The organism is Paenibacillus jiangxiensis (assembly GCF_046098255.1).
Taxonomy (GTDB): domain Bacteria; phylum Bacillota; class Bacilli; order Paenibacillales; family Paenibacillaceae; genus Paenibacillus; species Paenibacillus jiagnxiensis.
Genome location: NZ_JBJURI010000020.1, coordinates 104,593 through 126,736, shown reverse-complemented (window position 1 = coordinate 126,736; position 22,144 = coordinate 104,593). Strand labels below are relative to the sequence as shown.

Sequence of the window (22,144 nt, the reverse complement as noted above, 5' to 3'; positions counted from 1 at the left end):
AAAATCCTGCTAAACCGCGGAAAAATCATCCTTTCTCAGCCCAAACGGTCAATTTCAGGCAGCTTCTTCCTTTTTAACCCGTTTTTGGAGTCGTTCAAGTTGTTTTCGTATAGGAACGTAAATAATAAGCGCAAACACAAAGTGCAAAAACAAGTCAGGAACCATATATTCCACAAGCGCCCAGTCAAAAGACTGATGGTTCAGCTGAAAAAGCTGGTATATGCTGAAGATGATGGAGTCAAGCAGCAGGCTTCCCAGCAGAACGACGCTCATCATAACCGGCATCAGCGCGCGTGGTGAATGAAATACAAGCCCCATCACATAAGCGGATAGCCCCATAGCAAAAGAGTATGCTCCGATCATGGAGCCGTAAAAAAGGATATCATGCAGCATTCCGAATACCATGCCCAGCACCAGGGCGGTATGCCTGCTGTAATAAACCGCTACAAAAAGGATGACAACGAAAGTGAGATTTGGCGAAAAGCGGAACTGCCAAGCATCCGGAATAAGCCAGGGAAGAATTGTGTCCTCTGCAATAAACAGAACAAACAGCAGCAGAATCAGAATTTGGCCGCGTCTCACCATCATTCCTGCACCTCAGGAGTAAATACAACAAACAGTTCCTTCCAGTCCACAAAGTTTGCTGCAGGCTCAATAATAGCCGTTCGCGTCTGGCCGAATTCACTCACCCGAATATCCTTTACTTTACCAACAAGCAAATATTTCGGAAACTTGCCGCCTGTGCCGGAGGTCATGACCTGATCGCCCTTTTTGATCGGATCTTCCTCCCCGATCTTGGTCATTTCAAAGGTCCCGTTTACCGGATTGTAGTTCTCCAGCACACCAAAGGAGTCTTCTTTGCCCACAACCGTAACTGCAATGCCATTGGAGGTTGGGTCTTTTGCGTCCAGGGATGTCAAAAGTTTGACTGTCGAACTGAAATTGCTTGTATTGCTGATGGTTCCAACAAGTCCGTCTATGGATCTAACCGCCATCCCCGGCTTGACCCCGTCTTTAGAGCCGATATCGATGACCAGTGTTTTGTCTGTCGGATCACTGCTCACGCTAATGACCTGCGCAATCCGGTTCTCATAGTTGTACTTGTCGCGCTGTGTCTTCGTAAAGTTCAGGGCTTCCTGGAGCCGCTTGTTCTCCTCCTCCATGCCGCTGAAGCGGACCTTATCCGTTTGATACTGGGCTGCAGAGATCTTCAGTTGCTCATTTTCCTCATAGATCGCCTTCATATTGCCGATATCTTCAAAGAAGCCCGCTATAAATGCAGCGGGCTTGTAAAAAATACTCTGTACAAAACCGGTCGTATCTCTTACAAATTTCTCAGGCCAGGAAAGGGATTGCCTCTGTCCAAGCGTAATTCCCATCAAGGCTATGAACAACACGATTCCGATTAACAGTACGAAAAGCCGTTTGTTGCCTAGCAGCTTAAACAGTTGTTACACCCCCGTCTCAACGTTTGGAGCGGACTGCAGAGCTGCTGCGCGATTTGAACAGATGAATGTTTTCCAGCGCCTTGCCCGTGCCGATCGCTACACAATCCAGCGGATTCTCGGCAACAATGACCGGCATTCCCGTTTCGTCGGCAAGCAGTTTGTCCAGATTGCGCAGCAGTGCTCCTCCGCCTGTCAGCACAATCCCTCTATCCATAATATCAGCAGCGAGTTCAGGAGGACATTTCTCGAGTGTAACTTTTACCGCATCAACGATTGCATTCACGGTGTCGGACAGCGCTTCGCTAATCTCGTCGGACGTAATTGTAATGGTCTTTGGCAGTCCTGTGACGAGGTCGCGGCCGCGGATTTCCATCGTTTCCACCTGCTCCAGCGGCATAGCCGAGCCGATTTCCATTTTGAGCTGCTCCGAAGTGCGCTCACCGATCATCAGATTATACTGGCGTTTAATATATTGAATGATGGATTCGTCCATTTCGTCCCCTGCGACACGCACAGAGCGGCTTGTTACAATGCCCCCAAGAGAGATGACAGCTACCTCGGTTGTTCCTCCGCCGATATCCACAACCATGCTGCCTGTCGGCTCCCATACAGGGAGATCCGCACCGATAGCTGCCGCGAACGGCTCTTCAATCGTATAAGCTTCGCGGGCGCCGGCCTGCTTGGTGGCGTCCTCGACCGCACGCTGTTCCACTGCGGTAATGCCGGAAGGCACGCATACCATAACGTTGGGGTGGCGCGGGAAGAATGAGCGCTGTTTCTGCGCCTGGCGGATAAAATACTTGATCATCGTCGCAGTAGTGTCGAAATCCGCAATAACACCATCCTTCATCGGGCGGATGGCACGGATATTCCCCGGTGTCCGGCCGATCATCTTCTTGGCCGATTCACCAACCGCTTCAATGCTCTTTGTGTCCGTACGAAGCGCGACCACCGACGGCTCTCTTACCACAATGCCTCTGCCGCGTACATATACCAGTGTATTCGCTGTCCCCAGATCAATTCCCAAATCTTTAGTAAATCCACCAAACATGCTGTAATCTCCTTTTCTATTCCCTGAAATTCTCTTTTGTTGGTCACGCCGTACGGCTATCATTGTCATCGTCAATTTAAGAAAACATACAAACCATAAATTCGCCGGATTTCAACAAAATCCTCAACACATTATATTATATATGCCCCTGCTCCTTCAAACTCACGTATTTCCCGTCACCGATGATAATATGATCCAGAACGTCGATTCCAACGATACTCCCTGCTTCAATCAAACGGCGGGTGAGCTGGATATCCTCGGTGCTAGGTGACGGATCACCGCTCGGGTGATTGTGGGCGCATATGATGGAAGCGCTGCTGCACTTGATAGCGGCCCTGAATACTTCCCTGGGGTGCACCACAGCCGCATTCAGGCTGCCGATGGACAGCGTTTCCCGGGCAATAACATGGTTTTTCGTATTCAAAAAGAGGCATACAAAATGCTCCTTCTGCAAATAGCGAAGCTGCTCAGACAGCATGTCGGACACATCACGCGGACTTTTGATGACAGGCGATTCCATATGGCGCGCCAGAACAAGCCTCCGTCCCAGCTCCATGCCTGCCTTTAGCTGGATCGCCTTGGCCAGGCCGATCCCCTTGATTTGTATAAGCTCCGATACGCTCAGATCTACAAGCTGGCGCAGGCTGCCTGCGGTCTGAAGAACCCTGTGGGCCACATGCAGCGCAGATTCGCTGCGGGTTCCCGTACGCAGCAAAATAGCCAGCAGTTCAGCATTACTTACGGCTTCCGGCCCATACTGAAGCATTCGTTCTCGTGGTCTGTCCTCATGGGGGATGTCGCGAAGCATGAAAGTTTGCGACTCCATTATTTCTTCCCCTTTACGGGCGCAGCACGCTGATTCCGAAGCCGGACAGCATGTCCGAGAGCAACGAAAGCGGCAGCCCCACCACATTAAAATAACAACCCTGAATACCTTCGATCAATGTAGCACCAAGTCCCTGAATGGCATAAGCCCCCGCTTTGTCAGCAGGTTCTCCTGTCTTGACATATGCGGCAATCATCTTTGCATCAAGCGGTTTCATGGTCACGGAAGTTTCCCGGAAGCCGACGTTCTGCTCGCCGGTCCCTGTATGTATGCAAGCCACTCCCGTAAATACCCGGTGCGTTCTGCCCTGCAGCGAAGTGATCATCCTCACCGCATCTGCTTCGTCGGCCGGTTTTCCCAATATTTCACCGTCCAATACTACAATTGTATCGCTGCCGATGATCAAGGCGTTGTCATGCTGCTCCCTGACCGTCTGCGCAACAGCCCCGGCCTTGCGCAAGGCCAGTGTCTCCACAATCTTCTCAGGACTCAAGCCCGCCTGCACGGATTCATCGGCATGGCTTGGCAATACCTCAAACGGAAGCTGCAAGGAAGCAAGCAGTTCCCTTCTCCGCGGAGAGGTCGATGCCAGGATAAGCTTGGGCGTTCGTGACTCTTCCACGAGCAAGGCTCCTTTTTCAGTAATTAGAGCCTGCGGTACAGCCAAACAGCGGCAATGATGCCGATCAGGCTCAGCAGGCTCATCTGCAATTGAACGGTTATGTTATAGCTTATAATATCCAGGTCAGCCTTGGGCGACCAGGATATGCTGGTGGCTCGGGTAAGAAAGGACAATACGCTGACAGACTGCAGAGCCTTGGCAATCCATGCTCCAACAAGCCAGCCAAGTAATATGAACAATGTAAACATTCCCGCATTCTTCTTCATCTTGACCTACCTCGCCATTTTTTGACACCCTAATATTATACGGTGATTTTCTTTTCAATACAAACAGAAATCCGGCAGGGGGAACTATTTCCAGTTCCCTGCCGGATGGCTGGCGAATGCTTATTGTTTCAGGAATTCAAGCAGTTGCTTTTGCAGGCGGACATACTCCATCATCATGGATTGAATCTCCCACAGATGCCCTTTTGAGCTGTTTTTATTGAATTCGGAAAGAGCCGTTATGGCTCCGTTCATGGACTTGTCGAGCCCGGACGACAGCGTTTTCCCTTCCGGTGGAAGCCCCTGCGTCAATGCTGAGAGCTCTTGCATCCACTGCTGATGAAGCTTGTTCAGCGTCGCCATGTCCGATTCGGGCACGGACTGAAGCTGCTCATCACTTAACATGGAGGCGGACACGTGGCATAGCTGCTGGATCAACTCGTTGCTCGTTGTGAAATAAGAAAGGAGCGTATCTCCGCTGCCGTTATAAAATGCCCGGTCGAGAGAGGGCAGCTGCAGCTCCCGCACGTACAGATCGATCCCGCTGCCCTGCAGGAGGCTGCCGAGCAGCTTGGCCTCTTCCCTGTCCGTCGATATGCCGGCATATACACGATAGCTGTCAGAAGGGTCCGTTCCCGCGGCCGTTCCCGCCTGCAGCAGCTCCGACTTGGCCTGCTCGGCTCCCTCCGCCGTACTGAATACCCCGTATTGCAGCATATAGAAACTTTGTGCGGGAATATCCGCCGTGATTAAGGAAACGGATGCGGCTCCGTTCGCTTGCGCTCCGTTCCCCTCTGCCGTCTGCGACCATGCAGGCAGGGAAGGAGCCTCCGCATTGTCCGGCGACTGAAACAAATACAGAACAATATATCCAAAGAGCCCCCCGGTCATGAGCGCGCTGGCCACGGACCCGAACAGCTTCCAGCCTGAGGCGCCACGGCGCTTCGGAGGAGGGGAGGGGACGGTCCCCGCTCCTGTATTCCAATACCCCGGTGCGGACCATGATGCCGCGGAGGTGCCGAACGGATCCTGCCATTCCTCAGCAAAATAGTAATCTTCTACGGCGTCGGCCGGCTTCCGCTGCTCGCTGCTGCTTGCAGAGGATGTCCGTGATACCTCGGAAGGAACATCATCGGAACTAGGTCGTTCCGCATGAAGCGGCTTTCGTTCCTCATTGAGGCCTTGGTTGACATCTCTGCCTTCCTGATCGAACCGGAATGTCATTTTCGCATTGTTCACTCCGCACACTCCCCTTGTCCCTTACTGCCTATATTTCAGATGTATGAAGAAGGAACGGCCTTTATGCAGGGGCTTTTCCAAAAATGTCTTGCAGATAAGAAAAAACGGGGCTGTCTCGATTCCTCCGCAGAAGAATTACTCGTGAGACATCCCCGTTTTATGGTTCAGGCGTTTTTATCCTTCAATTTACGTGCAAGGGCCGCACCGGCCTTCCAGATATCTCCCGCACCCATGGTCAGGACAAGGTCTCCGGGCTGAAGGCGCTCGCTGAGCCGCTCGATAACGGCTTCTTTGGTCGGAACGTATGCCGTGTTGGCGTTGCTGTTCTGGACGATCAATTCGACGAGCTTGGAGGAATGCACTCCTTCAATCTCCTGTTCACCAGCAGGCGAATAGATGTCCGTAATAACGACTTCATCCGCTTCACTGAAGGCACGGCTGAAGGCATCCAGCAAAAAGAAGGTCCGCGTGTAGCGCTGTGGCTGGAATACCGCAATAATCCGCTTCCCGGTCGCCTTGGCAGCACTGATGGTGGCTTCTATTTCCGTAGGGTGGTGGGCATAATCGTCGATCACCAGAATGCCGTTCGCCTCTCCAAGCACCTGGAAGCGGCGTTTGGCACCGCTGAATTCAAAAATGGCCGCCGCGATTTTATCAAATTCCAGCCCTGCCTCCATGCATGCAATAACCGTGGCCATGGAGTTGTATACATTGTGTTTCCCCGGGACGGCCAAACGGATTACTCCCAAAGGAACACCGCCCCTGTTCAGGGTATACGAGGACTGGCGATCCCCTAATTGAATATCCGATGCCGTATAATCCGCAGGCTGATCAATTCCGAAAGTTGTCACTTTGCAGGACAGCTTGGGGAGAATCTCCTGAATATTGTGGTCATCGGCACAAATGACCGCCGTACCATCCGGCCGGACCTGGTTCAAAAACTGAACATAAGCGCTCTTCAAACGGTTAAAATCCCCGTCGTAATTTTCAAGGTGATCCGCCTCAATGTTGGTTACGATGCCGATCCAGGGATGATACTGCAGAAATGAACCGTCGCTCTCATCCGCCTCTGCGACCACGCATTCACCTTCGCCTGCCTTGGCATTCGTCCCCACATTCATAATTTCCCCACCGATGATGTATGTAGGGTCAGCCCCGCATTTCTCCATCACGAGCGCGGTCATGGACGAGGTTGTTGTTTTGCCGTGCGCGCCGGCTACGGCTACCCCTTTGCGTTCATTCAGCAGCCTTGCCAGCATTTGCGAGCGGTGCAATGTAGGGATGTTCAGCTGCTCTGCCGTCACACGCTCCACATTGTCCTTGGACAAAGCCGTGGAATAAACGACCAGGTCCGCACCCCGAACATGCTCTGCCGTATGGCCGATATATATTTTGGCGCCTTTGGCTGCCAATTTTTCCGTCAATTCCTGTGAAGCCACGTCCGATCCCGTTACAGTATAGCCCATTTCCAGCATAACGCGTGCAATGGCACTCATCCCGTAACCGCCGATACCGATAAAATGTACATGTTCCGTAGTATTTAACAAGATCTCACCAACCTTTTTCCGAATCGCTTTGATGCAAAAGGGCCGCGCGCACATCGGATATCAAATACAATGTGCCAGAGACTACCCCCAGATCCTCCGCTTCCGTGCGGGACTTCAGCAGCGCCAGAGCCTTCCTCCAGTCCTGTTCCACGATGACTTCCACATGTTCTTTAGCATAGGACGGCCGGAGCTTCTCCACGATCCCTGCCATTTCGGCTGCATCCATTTTGCGACGGAAATCGGGTTCGGTCAGGATAAGCGTATCCACTAGTGGCAGTATATGCTTCAAGTATGCTTCATGATGCTTGTTTGCAAGCATGCCCATCATTAAAATCAGTTTCCGGTAACGATAGATTGATGACAGGCTCTTGACAAGCGACTCCGCACCTTCAGGATTATGCGCACCGTCAATAACGATCCGCGGATTGCCGGACACCTGCTCCAGCCGGCCTGCCCAGCGGGCATTTCTGAATCCGGCCAACAACTCCTCGTCATCCAGGACAAACGCCAAATACTGGCGCATAACTTCCAGCGTCATCATGGCTCCCGCAGCATTGGCGCACTGGTGCTCACCAAGCAGTCCGATGCTGATTTGCAGTTCCCGGAAAGGACCCCGGAAGACAAAAGTTTGTCCGTTTTCATCCCCGCCGGAGGGCTCGTAGGTAAACTGATTATCAACCAGATACAGCGATGCCCGTTTATCCGCCGCGGTCTTTCTGATAACCTCCGCCGCCTCAGGTTGGGTTACACAGCTGACTACAGGCACACCGGGCTTAATAATACCCGCTTTTTCCGCCGCGATCTGTTCCAGCGTATCCCCCAGAATATCAGTATGATCGTATCCGACATTCGTAATGACCGACACGATCGGAGTAACGATATTGGTAACATCCATCCTTCCCCCGAGGCCGGTCTCCCATACCACAACATCGGGAAAAGTAACGGTGGCGTAGTAGAGGATCGCGAGGGCTGTCGATACCTCAAACATCGTAGGCGAGCCCAGCTCTGTCGCCGCAATCTCCTCCACCAGCGGATGGAGACGGTTAGCCAGGTCAAGCAGTGTTTCCTCCGGAATGTCCTCGCCGTTAAATTGAAAACGGTTCGTAAATTTGGTGATATAAGGGGACGTAAATGTCCCTACATCATACCCGGACTGCAGCAGCACCGACGTCAGCATGGCGCAGGTCGAGCCCTTCCCGTTCGTCCCCGCGACATGCACAAATTTCAGGTGGCGGTGCGGCTCGCCCAGCAGGGTCATCAGCCGTTCAATCCGCTCCAGACCCGGCCGGATCCCGAAAGGAATAAGTCCGTTAATCCATTCCACCGCTTCGTTGTATGTTTGTAAGGGAGCCGCAGCAGCGGTCCCGGGCAAATCCGGCATCTTCTTCACCTTCATGTCGATAGATTTCATATTACCCCTTAAGCTCTTGAATCCGGGCAATCACCTTATCGCGTTTTTCCGTGTAGTCAGCCTGCTTCGCACGCTCCTCCTCAATGACCTTGGCAGGCGCTTTGGCCACGAAGCCCTCATTGGCCAGTTTCTTCTCCACGCGCTGCACTTCACTGTTCAAATGATGCAGCTCCTTCTCAAGTCTGGCGATCTCCTGGTCAATATCCAGCAGCCCTGCCAGCGGAAGGTACAGATCGGCACCTGTAACTACAGCCGTCATCGCCTTTTCCGGCACAGTGATATCCAAGCCAGCCTCGAACTCAGACGTGTTGCAGAAGCGGCGCACATAGTCGCTGTTGCGGGTCAGGATATCAAAATACGACTGATCGCCCGCTTTGATCAGCAGCTCTACTTTTTTGCTCATCGGTACGTTCACTTCCGCACGGATATTGCGTACGGCCCGGATGACGTCCATCAGCAGGTTCATTTCTTCTACGGCCCCGCTGTTTTCGAATGCAGGATCATAGACCGGCCAGGGAGCAAGCGTGATCGTCTCCCCTTCGTGCGGCAGATGCTGCCAGATTTCCTCCGAAATGAAAGGCATGAACGGATGGATCATACGCAGCGTGCGGTCCAGCACGTAGGAAAGCACCGACTGCGTCTTCTTCTTGGCCGCAGCATCTTCACCATAAAGAGACAGCTTCGCAAATTCAATGTACCAGTCGCAAAGATCGTCCCAGATAAAGTTATACAGCAATCGACCTGTTTCGCCAAATTCATAGGCATCTATTAGACGCGTGATATCGCGCGAAGTTTCGTTCAGACGATGTAGAATCCAGCGGTCCGCCGTGCTGAGTTCGCCTGTAATATCGATATCGGAAGCGGTAAATCCATCCAGGTTCATCAGCGCAAAGCGGGAAGCATTCCAAATTTTGTTCGCAAAATTCCGCGCTTGTTCGACACGTTCCTCACGGAAGCGAAGATCCTGTCCCGGTGTGCTGCCCGTAGCTACCATATAACGCATGGCGTCGGCGCCATAATTATCGATCACTTCAAGCGGGTCAACCCCGTTGCCAAGTGATTTGGACATTTTGCGGCCGTCAGCGGCACGTATAAGCCCGTGGATGAGGACATCCTTGAAAGGAATCTCACCCGTGAATTCAAGGGCCGTGAAAATCATACGAGATACCCAGAAGCCGATGATATCATAGCCTGTTACCAGCACATTCGTAGGATAGTAGCGCTGCAGGTCTTCCGTCTGTTCAGGCCAGCCCAGCGTGGAAAACGGCCACAGGGCGGAACTGAACCAGGTGTCGAGCACATCCTCGTCCTGCTTGAGGTTTCTGCCTGCATACTCAGGCAGAGTCGTTGGGTCCTCAGCGGATACGATTATTTCGCCGGTATCCTCGTCATACCATGCCGGAATGCGGTGTCCCCACCACAGCTGGCGTGAAATACACCAGTCGCGCACATTTTCAATCCAGTGCATATAAATTTTTTCAAAACGGTCCGGAATGAAGTTGACGCCCTTTCCGCTTTTTTGCGATGCAATGGCTGTATCGGCCAGCGGCTGCATTTTAACGAACCATTGCGTGGACAGATAAGGCTCAACAACTGCATTCGTCCGTTCGCTGTGCCCTACCTGATGCACATGGTCTTCAATGCGGATAAGTACGCCCAGTTCCTTCAGGTCCGCCACGATCTGCTTGCGGCAGTCACTGCGGTCAAGGCCCTGATATTTCCCTGCCTCGGCGTTCATTTTTCCATCCTCGTCCATAACGGTAATCTGAGGCAGATTATGGCGCTGTCCCATTTCGAAATCGTTCGGATCGTGGGCAGGGGTAATTTTAACGGCACCGCTGCCGAATTCTTTATCTACGTAGTCATCGGAAATAACAGGAATCTCACGGCCAATGATCGGCAGGAGCAGTGTTTTGCCAATCATGTCTTTATAGCGTTCATCTTTAGGATGAACAGCAACCGCCGTATCCCCAAGCATTGTCTCCGGACGAGTAGTCGCCACAGTGATATGGCCGCTTCCGTCTTTCAACGGGTACTGCAAATGATACAGATGGCCGTTGACTTCTTTATGTTCCACCTCGATATCGGAAAGCGCCGTGCGGGCAACCGGATCCCAGTTGATAATGCGCTTGCCCCGGTAAATCAGGCCCTTTTCATACAGCTTGACAAAAACGGTCCGTACCGCTTTGGATAACCCCTCATCCAGCGTAAAACGCTCACGGGAGTAGTCCAGAGAAAAGCCCATTTTCTCCCATTGATTGTGAATGTTATCGAGATAGAGCTCCTTCCATTCCCATACTTTCTCCAGGAATTTCTCCCTGCCGAGATCATAGCGGGTAAGCCCTTCTTCACGCAGCTTCTGCTCCACCTTGGTCTGCGTAGCGATGCCGGCGTGGTCGGCACCCGGAAGCCACAAGGCGTCATAGCCCTGCATCCGCTTCACCCGGATAATAATATCCTGCAGCGTGAAATCCAGCGCATGTCCCATATGCAGCATTCCAGTTACATTTGGGGGAGGAATAACGATCGTAAAAGGCTCCGCCTCCGGAACACGGCCTGCGTGGAAATATCCTTTCTCGATCCAGGTTTTATACCATTTCTGCTCCGCCGCCTTTGGATCATATGTCGTCGGCATTTCCAGGGTTGTTTTGTTCGTTTGTTCTGTCATGCTCCCTTACCTCCATGATTGGTTTTGGTATTGGTCGTTTTTTTGGACATAAAAAAAGCCCGTCATCCTCAAAGGACGAAAGGCTGTTCTTTCGCGGTACCACCTTTGTTTCACGCTCATATGCCGCTCGAACACGGCACAGACTGTGACACTCATGCGGATAACGGCCGCTCACCGGCCTTGTTCTACTAATGGCCCCCGCAATGGGCATGTTCAAACAGGCGACTCCCGGGCGACTTCAGCCAGCTGGTTCCTGCGGAATCTTCCAGCGCTGCAATTCCGCTCTCTGAAGGACATACTGCCTACTCTTCCCGTTCAATGTCTCTCATATAAGCTCTATGGTTCCCTAAACTGATATACCACATAATAACTTGCCTGACCTTCTTAGTCAACCGTCGAAGCGCACAATTTCCGACATATATTCCTTAGCATAACCCTGTATTCCCCTTTACATACCAACAGCCCGCCACTAATCATGCGGCAGGCTGTCCGGGGCTTCAAGCAATCATGGAATATACAATACCTGGCCTTCTTCTACATTCTGTTCGCTTAGCCGGTTATGCATCTGCAGTTCCCGTGCGCTCAGCTCGTACCGTTCAGCAATCGTTTCCAGTGTCTCCTCACGTTGAACAATGCACAGTCTGACCTTGCGGAACTGGTTTTCCTCCTGAAATCCATGCTGAAAAAGAGTTTTCCATTTCCCGTTTTCCGTCCGCGGCTCATCGCCTTCTTCAGAGACAGACAGATCCGTGCTTTCATCATATGCAAGCTCAGCTTCTCTGGCAGGACGCTGAGTAATCAACGAAGAAAAAGGTACAGCTTCGGCCTCTACGGCCCCCTTTTCCTTCTTGCTTCCAAATGCTACCTTCGGCTCTTTCTTCTCCTCCGCCGGTGTATCTGACGATGTCGTAACAGAAGGCTCAGCAAAAGAAATCTGCTCTTCCGGCCGTTCATCCTCGGCCGGGATTTCTTGCTTGAACACTTCAACAGGTTCCTGTTCAGGGACAGACTCCGGTTCACGGGCCACTGCCTTCACCGTTTCTTCCCGCTCAGGCTCCAGTTCCCAGACTACTGGATTGCCGCTGGTATAATCCGCAATTTCCTGGTCCTCATTGCGAATGACTTCTGCAAGCGTATGATCCTCGGCTGCCTGCGGCTGCGCTGCTTCCGACGGGGGAACCCAGAATGTCTGCACCGGCTCTTCATTGACGGCCTGCTCTTGCTCTCGCTGCAGTTCAGACTGATGCTCATACTGTTGCTGTTGATATTGATATTGCTGTTGTTGATATTGCTGTTGCTGATACTGCTGTTGGTACTGCTGTTGTTGGTATTGCTGTTGGTAATGCTGCTGGTACTGTTGTTGCTGATACTGCTGCTCATACTGCTGTTCCTGCTCAAAATCCTCCTCGGAACGCTCCTTGTATTCCTCTTCCGATGCTGGAGTATGAACAGCCGTGTAGCTGTCATCCCCCCAACCCGGCGCTTCCTCCGTCTGTGTGCCGTCAACTCCGTACAGCGTCAATACGCCCGTGATATTCAAGCTCCGCAAGGACAGCAGATCCACATCAAAGTTTTCTATTTCCATCGAAATATCTTCAAGCCTGGTAACACGGTTCATAGGAATGGTGATTTCAACCGGGATTTGGTGATACAGCTCCCTGATTTCATCTTCCTCTCCCCTGTATATGCCTTGCAGCTGTAAATGACCGCGCAGTGCGGCATGCTCCTCCTGAGTCACCACCTGAATGCGCGGAACCAGTTCAATTTCTTCAAGCTCGGCAATCCCTGCAACATCCTCCGTTAAATGGACACGTTCATAAATATCAAAACGCAAACCGTAGGACCGGTTATCCATAGACGGCATCCTCCTTTCGGCAGCTTCCGCTTCCGCTATTGCGGCACGGAGACCCCATGCTCCTCTTCTCGGGTTATGTATATGCGCCAAAAAGGATGGCATGCCTACATTTAAGAGGTAGTTCAAAAAGTCATCTTTTGATCACGAAGTAAGTCAGGAAGCGGACTCGACATCGAATCTTGAATTCAGCCGGGACTAAGCAGATGCTTCCGAAGCATGTTTCCTGCGGAAACATTTCAGGTGCTCACGTACCCAAATACGCTCCGCTCCTCAGGCCCTAGCTTCATCCAACTCAAGCGTTTAAAAAACGCACTTCGGAAGCATACGCTTCGGTGCTGAAAACCTGACTTTTTGAACTTGCACTTTAAAAGCCGGCAATCAGCAAAAAGAAAGAGCACTCTCTCCTGCAGCGCCATCCGGCACTGGTTAAAGAAAACATGCTCTCTTTAAATACAGCGGTTATTTATTTTTCAGCCGGTCATACAGCGCCTGGAAATCGTCCGGCCACGGATCGGCGACCCGAATTCTTTCCTTCGTCAAGGGATGCTTGAAAGACAGCGACTCCCCATGCAGCGCTTGTCTGGCAAAATCGCTTCTGCGCCCCCCGTACAGCACGTCGCCGAGCAGAGGATGCCCTTCATGGCTGAGATGCACGCGAATTTGGTGTGTGCGTCCGGTCTCAAGCGTTAAATACACAAAACTCGCTGTACCCATATGCTCTCCAAGCTCCACATGGGTTACGGCCGTCTGGCCGGATGGCGATACACGCCTCCGCTGCTTGTCATGCCGGTCCTTCCCGATCGGCAGATCAATCGTGCGCAGCCCCGGAGACACCCTGCCGGCCACGAGCGCAGCATAGCGACGTCCGATCTGCTTGTCTCTCATCTGTTCGTCCAGCTTAAGCAGGGCAAATTCATTTTTGGCATACAATACGGGACCTGTCGTGTCATTGTCCAAACGATGCACATGCCTGACCGCCGCATCGATGCCGTTCATCTCATAATAAGCCGCCACGGCATGGTTTAGCGTAAGAGGCTCGCCGGAAGCGGAGGAGTCAGGGTGAACGGCCATACCGGCCGGCTTATGCACCACAAGGCAAAAATCATCCTCATACAAAACGGTCAGCTCATACCACTTCGGTTCGATGCCAAGCTCCCTTGCCGGAAAAAGAGCGAGCCTTAACCGGTCCCCGGCCAGCCGGATTTGCTTCTCATGTCGCATTCTTCGCCACAGCTTCTCTGGCAGGCCGAACACCTTCAGAAGCCACCGGTCGGCGGCCTCTTCCTTCTGCTCGCTGCCCGTCACTTCTTTACCCGGAGCAACCTCAAGCCAGACGCCTCTCCTGGTCCAGTTGCCACGCCAGCTCATAGCTGCTTTAAAGCATAATAGTTTGCTTCAATTGTCGCATCGATATCTTCATCGGTGTGCACGCCCGAAACAAACATGCCTTCATACTGCGACGGCGCCACACTGACTCCGTGATTGACCATACCTGCGAAATAACGGCGGAAATGGTCAAGATTGCTGCTCTTCGCCGTATCATAGTTCACGACCTGACCGTCCGTGAAGAACGGGCATACCATCGAACCGACCCTGTTAATCGTTACAGGGATTCCCGTTTCTCTGGCATTGCGTTCAAAACCGGCCTGCAGTCTCGCTGCCAGCTGTTCAAGCCGGTCATACACCTCCGGTGTCAGCAGCTTAAGCGTCGTGTAGCCGGCGATCATGGCGAGCGGGTTCCCGCTGAGCGTGCCCGCCTGATACACCGGACCGGTAGGAGCTATCCGCTCCATGATTTCTCTGCGTCCGCCGTACGCTCCCACAGGAAGTCCTCCACCGATAACTTTGCCGAGGCAGGTCAGATCCGGCGTCACGCCGAAGCGTCCCTGTGCTGAGTGAAGTCCTACCCGGAAGCCGGTCATCACCTCGTCAAAAATAAGCAGGCTGCCGTGCTCCTTTGTCACTTTACGGAGTCCTTCCAGGAATCCCGGCTGCGGCGGAACGACGCCCATATTGCCAGCCACAGGCTCCACGATGACAGCTGCGATTTCCTCGCCGAATTTCTCAAATGCAAGCTGAACTGACTTCAGGTCGTTATACGGTACAGTAATCGTGTTGCTTGCAACCCCCTCGGGCACACCCGGACTGTCCGGAAGACCAAGGGTGGCTACGCCGGAGCCGGCCTTGATCAGCAGGCTGTCGGCGTGACCGTGATATGAGCCTTCAAATTTCAAAATTTTGCTGCGCCCCGTATACCCGCGTGCGAGGCGAATGGCACTCATGGTTGCTTCCGTCCCCGAATTCACCATGCGCACAATGTCGATGGAAGGGACGCGCTCGCAGACGAGCTTCGCCATTTCCGTTTCGATCAGCGTTGGAGCGCCAAAACTTGTCCCTTTTACGACAGCCTCCTGCAGAGCGCTGATGACGTCGGGATGCGCGTGGCCCATAATAAGCGGTCCCCATGAACCGACATAATCGATAAAGGAATTGCCGTCAATATCATATACACGGGAGCCTTCTCCGCGGTCAATATAGATCGGTGTTATTCCGACAGACTTGAACGCCCGCACAGGACTGTTCACTCCGCCGGGGATATACTGCTTTGCTTCTTCAAAAGCAGTCCGTGACCGCTCATCCGCCCGAACCTTGGTTTGCTCGCTCATCTTATCGTCCTCCCTCCCGCAGCCATTTTGCCGCATCCTTGCCTGAATACGTAATAATCATGTCCGCGCCCGCACGCTTCATGCTTGTCAGAATTTCCAGAACCATCGCCTTTTCGTCGATCCATCCGTTCAGGGCCGCCGCCTTGACCATCGCATATTCGCCGCTGACGTTGTAGGCGACAAGCGGAAGATCAAACTGGTCCTTGAGGGTACGCATCACATCAAGGTAGGAAAGCGACGGTTTGACCATCAGCATGTCTGCGCCTTCCAGCACGTCCGATTCCGCTTCGCGCAGCGCCTCACGGGCGTTGGCAGGGTCCATTTGGTAAGTCTTCCGGTCTCCGAACTGCGGAGCGGAATCAGCCGCTTCACGGAAAGGCCCGTAAAAGGCGGACGCATATTTTACGGAATAAGACATAATCGGAATGTGACTGAAGCCCGCTTCATCCAGCCCGCCGCGGATCGCCTGCACAAAACCGTCCATCATATTGGAAGGGGCAATAATGTCCGCACCTGCCTGCGCCTGGGATACTGCCGTCTTCACATGCAGCTCCAGCGATTCGTCGTTCAATACATCTCCGCACAGCTCTCCGTCCCGCTCGTAGGTATGCACCATGCCGCAGTGGCCATGATCGGTGAACTCGCACAGACAGGTGTCAGCGACCACCACCAAATCCGGATACCGTGACTTGATCAGCCGGATGGCCTCCTGTACGATACCATTCTCCGCATAGGCGGACGATCCTACGCTGTCTTTCGACTCAGGGATACCGAACAGGAGAACAGCCGGAATGTTCAGCGACACGATCTCCTGCAGCTCCTCTTCGAGCATGTCCAGCGAGAAACGGTACACTCCGGGCATAGATTTGATTTCATGCTTGACTCCCTCGCCATAGGTGACGTAAATCGGCTGAATGAAATCAGCCGACGTCAGAACCGTTTCCCGCACCATGCTGCGAATGGCTGCGGATTGGCGAAGACGGCGATGCCTTGTAAAAGATAAATTCATGCATAAACACTCCCAACAATTTAATATCGGCCAAAGGCAGGTTGGAAAGCCATACTCCTGCCTTTCGCCTCTTATTCTGGCCGTTTATTCCAGACGCAAAGCGCGTTAACCAGACTGTCTATCGTTGCTTCCTCCGCCATGAGCCCGACCTTCAGTCCTTCTTCTTCCGCCGTCTTTCCGGTGACAGGACCGATGACGGCAATCATGACATCTTTCAGCAAATCAGGGGGATTCTCGATGCCCATCTGCCGCAGTGCTCTTATAAAATAGGTGACGGTCGAGGAACTGGTAAACGTAATGGCATGCACGGCCCCCTGCTCCAGCAGGGAGATCAGTTCATCGTCCCGCACATCGGCCAACACCGTTTCATACAGGCTGGCTTCGGTTACCTCCAGCCCCAGCTCACGCAGCCGCTCAGGAAGCCAGGCACGCGCCAGATTGCCGCGCGGCAGCAAAACTTTCTGGCCTGCCTTCAACTCCTGGCCGTACGCCTCCAGCAGTCCCTCGGCCTGAAAGTGGCCTGTCGGCTGTTCAGCCGCCACGCCGCGGCTTCGAAGTTCCGTACAGGTAGCAGGCCCGACAGCCGTAATGCGCGCCTTATACAATGAACGTATATCCTTCCCTTCCCGCTCCAGATGCTGGAAGAAATACTCTACTCCATTTACGCTCGTAAAGAAAACCCAGTCAAACTCATGCAGACGGGTCAATGCCTCACGTATTTGCTCGTACTGTTCTTCCCTCTGCGGCAGGCGGGTCTCCAGCACCGGAAATTCATACGGCTCTCCACCCAGATCCTCGATACGCTGCACTAGTGTGCTTGCCTGGCTGCGGGCGCGGGTGACGAGAATGCGTTTACCGAAGAGCGGCATGTCTTCCGCCCACTTCAACTGCTCACGCTGGCGGACCACTTCGCCGACAACGATTACCGCCGGAGGCTCAAAGCCCGCTTCCTTCACTCTGGCTTCAATATCCGCGAGTGTGCCCACCAGCGTTTCCTGCTCGGCGCGTGTTCCCCAGCGGATAAGAGCGATCGGCGTTTCAGGAGAGCGGCCATGCCTGATGAGCTGTTCGCTGATATATCCGATCTTCGCTACTCCCATCAGGAAAATCAGCGTGCCGGTCGCATTCGTCACCTTGTCCCAATGAATGCTCCGATCCAGCTTGTCGGGACTTTCGTGCCCTGTAATAATCGAGAGTGATGAGGCCATGTCCCGATGGGTGACCGGGATACCGGCATAAGCCGGCACACTGATGGCAGAAGTAATGCCTGGTACGATTTCATAAGGAATGCCATGCTGTCTCAGCAGTTCTGCCTCCTCGCCGACTCTGCCGAAAATGGTCGGATCGCCGCCCTTGAGACGAATGACCGTTTTCCCTTCCAGCGCCAAATCGACCAGCAGGCGGTTGATATCCTCCTGCTTCATCGTATGGCGGTCCGGAAGCTTGCCGACATAGATCTTCTCGGCTCCAGGCTTCATCAACCCCAGCAGCCGCGGGCTGGCAAGACGGTCATAAACGACAACGTCGCCCTTCTGTATGCACTGCCAGCCCTTCACTGTAATCAACCGCGCATCGCCGGGTCCTGCCCCTACTAAATAAACCTTTCCCGCCATCACGTCATCCCCTTACTTCTGACAGAATCTGTTCTGCTCCCTTGGCTTTCAGGCTTGCCGCAACCTGCTCTCCCAGCTGCTGCGGATCCTTGCCGGCAAGCGTATCTTTAAGAATAACCGCCCCATCCGGGGAGCCAACCATCCCGGTCAGCCGGATGACCCCGGATTCCTCCAGCACGGCATGGGCACCGATGGGAACCTGGCAGCCTCCGTTCAATTCGCCCAGGAAACGCCGTTCCGCTGCTACCGTCACTGCAGTAGCTTCGTGATTATACAAAGAAAGCAGCTCCAGGAGCTCCTTGTCATCTCCGCGGCATTCAATACCAAGCGCTCCCTGCCCGACCGCAGGCAGGCAGACATCCTCCGATATGTACTCCGTAATGCGGTCCTGCCAGCCCATCCGTTGCAGCCCTGCTGCAGCCAGAATAATCGCGTCAAACCCTTCCGTCTCCAACTTGCGGAGCCTGGAGTCGATGTTGCCGCGCAGCGGCTCAAGAACCAGGTCAGGGCGAAGCGACTGGAGCTGGCTGGAACGGCGCAGGCTGCTTGTGCCAACCTTCGCGCCATGCGGGAGCTCTATGAGCCCTTTCCCAGACTTCGATACCAGGCAATCGCGGTGATCGACTCTGCGCGGCACGGCACCATTCACTAATCCTTCAGGGAGCTCGGAAGGCATATCCTTCATACTGTGGACAGCCATATCGATTTCGCGGCCCAGCATCGCCTGTTCAATTTCTTTCACAAACAGCCCCTTGCCGCCCACCTTGGACAGGGTTACGTCAAGAATCCGGTCGCCTTTTGTTACAATCTTACGAATTTCAAAGTCCATCTCGATCCCATGCCGGGCGCAGAGCGCCTTCAGATCCTCTATAACGTAACCGGTCTGTGTAAGCGCAAGCGCGCTTTGTCTGCTCCCTACCACTATCGTTCGCATGTCTATCCCTCCTGGTTCTCGGCAATCCATCTGTCCATCTCAGGCTCCGTCCATTCCGTGAACCGGCCGCCGCGGATCTGTTCCAATACGCCGCTGTGCGCCAGCCTTCCGAGCACACGGGCCCGGACAACAGGATCAGGCACTCTGCCTTTGACGCGTTTTCTCATTTCAAACATAAAATCCAAATAGGCCTCATATTCTAAGCCGAAGATCTCTTCAAGCTTTGAGGTAATCTCTGCGGATACGGAGGGTCCCACCCCTGAGGTTGAGACGCTCAAAACGAGTCTGCCCCGCCTTACCACACCAGGCGTAATAAAATCTCCCTTTTCCGAATGATCTGCTACATTTACCAGTATACCCCTGCCGCGCGCTTCACGCATTACCGCTTGGTTGACTTCCGGATCATCCGTAGCTGCATATACAAGAAATGCTCCCTGTAGATCCCCCTCGCAATAAGGGCGTTTGATCCAGCGGAGCTGATTGTTTTCCAGCATGGCCTGCAGGCCATGGGTTATGGAGGGACTGATGACTGTAAGCGCCGCGCCGCTGTTCAGCAGCCCCGTTGCCTTCCGTTCCGCCACTGGACCACCGCCTACGATACAGCAGCTTTTCCCATCACACCGCAGCATAACAGGGACCAAATGCCGTACCATGCTCTCTCACTCTCCCGTCCATTGATGAAATGCAGACCACGAATTCGCAAGAAAATTCATGATCAGAAAAGCATAACCTACAAGCGCCCATTGGGCCATAACCAGGCCGGAATGCTGGTTGGAACGCTTGCTGACCAGATAAATGACATATACACACATGGACGCGGCTGTAGCGAGCACCTTCAAATCGAGCAGCAGCCCCCATCTTCCCTCCGCGATAATCGATATCGCGGCAATGAGCACGGAAACAGCCAGCAGCGGCGTTCCGATAAGCATCGCTTTATGCGTATAGCGGTCCAGCACCTCCAGGCTTGGCAGCCTGCGTGTCGTTTCAGTCCATTTTTTGGCTTTCAACCTGCGATGGAGAAACAGATACATCAAAGAAAAAACCGCGGCAACCGTCAAAGCCGCAAAGCCCAAATTAGCCAGTGCAATATGCAGAATCAGCAGCCCATGCACCGTTTGCCAGCTGGCCAGCGGGTTGTCGGCCGGCTGAAACCACAGCTTGTTCAGCACGATGACGCTGAAGCCGATCAGATTCAGCAGGAAGACCGTAAACTCCAGACGCTGATACCTGCTCATGATCAAGGATATAATGACAAGGATAAAAGCGAACAAAAACAAAAAATCATAGGTGATCAGAAATGGAAGATGCCCCTCAACCCAAGTTCTGATCCCCATAAATACGACCTGAAACACCAGCACGACGACAAGAAGCCCTGTGCCTATCCGTTTGGCACTCGCATTGCGTCGAATGCAATCCGAGAATACGAACAGTAGGCTCAGGGCGTAAATATAAATCAAGGCGTCATAGACACCGCTGCCCGGCAGCACAGCCGATCACCTGCCTCACAGACCGACCGGCGCATAAGACACCGGTATGGAATCGGATGATTTGGAGCCTCTCTTTGCGGCAGCTTCAGGCTTGCGCAAAGCCTGTTCATGGCTCTGCTCCACCTTCTGGGCTGCTTCCTCCAGTCGATCCTCCAGGGCGAAGATTTCCGTGAAAATCTCCAAAGCTTCGTTGCCCTGCTTTTCTACGGCCATTTCCTTGATCCGGTTAATCGGATCATGCACCATTTGATTCAGCATGCTTTTGGTCAGTTTGCTGATCACTTTCCGCTGATGCTCGTCTAGATCAGGCAGCCTGTTGAACAGGCTGGTCAGTGTCTCTTCATGAATGGAAGAAGCCTTCTCCTGCAGCGCGCGGATGACCGGACGGACTCCCAGGGTTTTCAGCCATTGGTAGAACTGCTCCATCTCCGACTCCATCATGACTTCAATTTTGGCTGCTTCCGCACGGCGCATTTCCAGATTGGTTTCGACAATACCTTCCAGGTCGTCGATATCATACAGAAACACGTTGTCCACTTCGCCGACGGACGGATCAATATCCCTTGGCACGGCAATATCGATCATAAAGAGCGGCCGTGACTGGCGGCGCTTCATCTGTCCGCGCACCGTTTCGCTGTTCAGCACATAGCTCTTCGCTCCCGTGGAGCTGATCACGATGTCCACATCGGCAAGCCGTTCGGAAGCCTGCTCCAGCGTGCACGGCGTGCCGCTAAATTGGGCGGCAAGCTCCTGCGCCTTCTCCAATGTCCGGTTCGCGACAATGACCTCGGCCGCTCCGCCTGCGTACAGGTGCTTTACGGTCAGCTCGCTCATTTTGCCCGCACCGAGAATCAGCACTTTTTTACCGGCAAAATTACCGAATATCCGTTTGCCCAGCTCCACGGCGGCATAGCTCACGGACACGGCGCTCTCCCCGATCGAAGTTTCGGAATGCGCCCTTTTGCCAAGCGTAACCGCCTGCTTAAACAGCATATTAAACCATGTGGCGGTTGCCTTCTGCTCCTGGGCCTGAAGGAACGCCTGCTTGACCTGACCCAGAATTTGCGTCTCTCCGATCACCATGGAATCAAGGCCGCAGGCTACCCGAAACAGGTGACGGACGGCCTGCTCATCTTCATAAATATATAAATACTGCGTGAAGTCATCCCTGGATATTCCGAACCATTGCTCCATGAAATTCCGTATATAAAATCCGCACATATGCAGACGGTCTACAACGACATAGATCTCGGTTCTATTGCAGGTTGCGACTATAACGCCTTCCAATACACTCTTGGTTAGCTTCAGCTGTTTCAACGCCTCCGGCAAATCCTTTTCCGCAAATGTAAAACGTTCACGGATCTCCACCGGCGCCGTGCGATAGTTTAGCCCTACAACGAGGATGTGCATTGCAAGTTCACCTGCCTTCTAATCCTAAAATGATAACATCCTATCCTGCTTCAAACTATGTTAATTATATCACAGAGAATGCCCTGCAAAGAGGG

The 22,144-nt window shown here is 53.2% G+C and carries 19 protein-coding genes and 1 other annotated feature; all 19 genes read right to left on the bottom strand.

All coding sequences use genetic code 11. The features are described 5' to 3' along the window. Positions 1-54: 54 nt before the first annotated feature. Positions 55-585: a rod shape-determining protein MreD gene (gene mreD / locus ACI1P2_RS19245; RefSeq protein WP_355321651.1), complete on the bottom strand. Its 531-nt coding sequence runs from the start codon at positions 583-585 to the stop codon at positions 55-57. Next, complete coding sequence (gene mreC, locus ACI1P2_RS19240; protein WP_355321649.1) at positions 585-1,412, bottom strand: rod shape-determining protein MreC; 828 nt, start codon at positions 1,410-1,412, stop codon at positions 585-587. The genes mreD and mreC overlap by 1 nt, the downstream gene beginning before the upstream one ends. 52 nt (positions 1,413-1,464) lie before the next feature. Beyond that, on the bottom strand, positions 1,465-2,499 hold the full coding sequence (locus ACI1P2_RS19235) for a rod shape-determining protein (RefSeq protein ID WP_355321601.1): 1,035 nt from the start codon (positions 2,497-2,499) through the stop codon (positions 1,465-1,467). A gap of 136 nt (positions 2,500-2,635) precedes the next feature. Further along, complete coding sequence (gene radC / locus ACI1P2_RS19230; RefSeq protein WP_355321599.1) at positions 2,636-3,325, bottom strand: RadC family protein; 690 nt, start codon at positions 3,323-3,325, stop codon at positions 2,636-2,638. Positions 3,326-3,338: 13 nt separating this feature from the next. Next, on the bottom strand, positions 3,339-3,947 hold the full coding sequence (locus ACI1P2_RS19225) for a Maf family protein (RefSeq protein ID WP_355321597.1): 609 nt from the start codon (positions 3,945-3,947) through the stop codon (positions 3,339-3,341). 23 nt (positions 3,948-3,970) lie between these two features. Continuing rightward, entirely contained in the window at positions 3,971-4,213 is a 243-nt protein-coding gene (locus ACI1P2_RS19220) for a DUF4321 domain-containing protein (protein ID WP_355321595.1), read from the bottom strand. Positions 4,214-4,333: 120 nt separating this feature from the next. Continuing rightward, entirely contained in the window at positions 4,334-5,449 is a 1,116-nt protein-coding gene (locus tag ACI1P2_RS19215; RefSeq protein WP_355321593.1) for an SPOR domain-containing protein, read from the bottom strand. Between the two features lie 164 nt (positions 5,450-5,613). Next, entirely contained in the window at positions 5,614-6,996 is a 1,383-nt protein-coding gene (gene murC / locus ACI1P2_RS19210; protein ID WP_408976274.1) for a UDP-N-acetylmuramate--L-alanine ligase, read from the bottom strand. 4 nt (positions 6,997-7,000) lie between these two features. Next, positions 7,001-8,377 (bottom strand): bifunctional folylpolyglutamate synthase/dihydrofolate synthase, encoded by a 1,377-nt coding sequence (locus ACI1P2_RS19205; protein WP_355321647.1) that lies wholly within the window; start codon positions 8,375-8,377, stop codon positions 7,001-7,003. A gap of 31 nt (positions 8,378-8,408) precedes the next feature. Further along, the gene (locus ACI1P2_RS19200) at positions 8,409-11,075 is read right to left on the bottom strand and encodes a valine--tRNA ligase (protein ID WP_355321589.1); all 2,667 of its coding nucleotides are present in this window, start codon (positions 11,073-11,075) and stop codon (positions 8,409-8,411) included. Between the two features lie 68 nt (positions 11,076-11,143). Next, positions 11,144-11,403, bottom strand: a binding site (T-box leader). A gap of 177 nt (positions 11,404-11,580) precedes the next feature. Continuing rightward, complete coding sequence (locus ACI1P2_RS19195) at positions 11,581-12,930, bottom strand: LysM peptidoglycan-binding domain-containing protein (protein ID WP_355321587.1); 1,350 nt, start codon at positions 12,928-12,930, stop codon at positions 11,581-11,583. Positions 12,931-13,389: 459 nt separating this feature from the next. After that, positions 13,390-14,298: an RluA family pseudouridine synthase gene (locus ACI1P2_RS19190; RefSeq protein ID WP_355321585.1), complete on the bottom strand. Its 909-nt coding sequence runs from the start codon at positions 14,296-14,298 to the stop codon at positions 13,390-13,392. Beyond that, on the bottom strand, positions 14,295-15,596 hold the full coding sequence (gene hemL / locus ACI1P2_RS19185) for a glutamate-1-semialdehyde 2,1-aminomutase (RefSeq protein WP_355321583.1): 1,302 nt from the start codon (positions 15,594-15,596) through the stop codon (positions 14,295-14,297). The genes ACI1P2_RS19190 and hemL overlap by 4 nt, the downstream gene beginning before the upstream one ends. Position 15,597: 1 nt before the next feature. Further along, positions 15,598-16,605 carry a porphobilinogen synthase gene (hemB, locus tag ACI1P2_RS19180; protein ID WP_355321581.1) on the bottom strand — a complete coding sequence of 336 codons (1,008 nt, stop codon included), beginning with the start codon at positions 16,603-16,605 and terminating at the stop codon, positions 15,598-15,600. A gap of 71 nt (positions 16,606-16,676) precedes the next feature. Next, on the bottom strand, positions 16,677-18,218 hold the full coding sequence (gene cobA, locus ACI1P2_RS19175) for a uroporphyrinogen-III C-methyltransferase (RefSeq protein ID WP_355321579.1): 1,542 nt from the start codon (positions 18,216-18,218) through the stop codon (positions 16,677-16,679). A 4-nt stretch (positions 18,219-18,222) separates the two neighbouring features. Beyond that, positions 18,223-19,152 (bottom strand): hydroxymethylbilane synthase, encoded by a 930-nt coding sequence (gene hemC / locus ACI1P2_RS19170; protein ID WP_355321577.1) that lies wholly within the window; start codon positions 19,150-19,152, stop codon positions 18,223-18,225. 2 nt (positions 19,153-19,154) lie between these two features. Next, complete coding sequence (locus tag ACI1P2_RS19165; protein WP_355321575.1) at positions 19,155-19,805, bottom strand: precorrin-2 dehydrogenase/sirohydrochlorin ferrochelatase family protein; 651 nt, start codon at positions 19,803-19,805, stop codon at positions 19,155-19,157. A gap of 6 nt (positions 19,806-19,811) precedes the next feature. Continuing rightward, complete coding sequence (gene ccsA / locus ACI1P2_RS19160; RefSeq protein WP_355321573.1) at positions 19,812-20,639, bottom strand: cytochrome c biogenesis protein CcsA; 828 nt, start codon at positions 20,637-20,639, stop codon at positions 19,812-19,814. Positions 20,640-20,654: 15 nt separating this feature from the next. Beyond that, on the bottom strand, positions 20,655-22,049 hold the full coding sequence (gene hemA, locus ACI1P2_RS19155) for a glutamyl-tRNA reductase (RefSeq protein WP_355321571.1): 1,395 nt from the start codon (positions 22,047-22,049) through the stop codon (positions 20,655-20,657). Positions 22,050-22,144 lie beyond the last annotated feature (95 nt).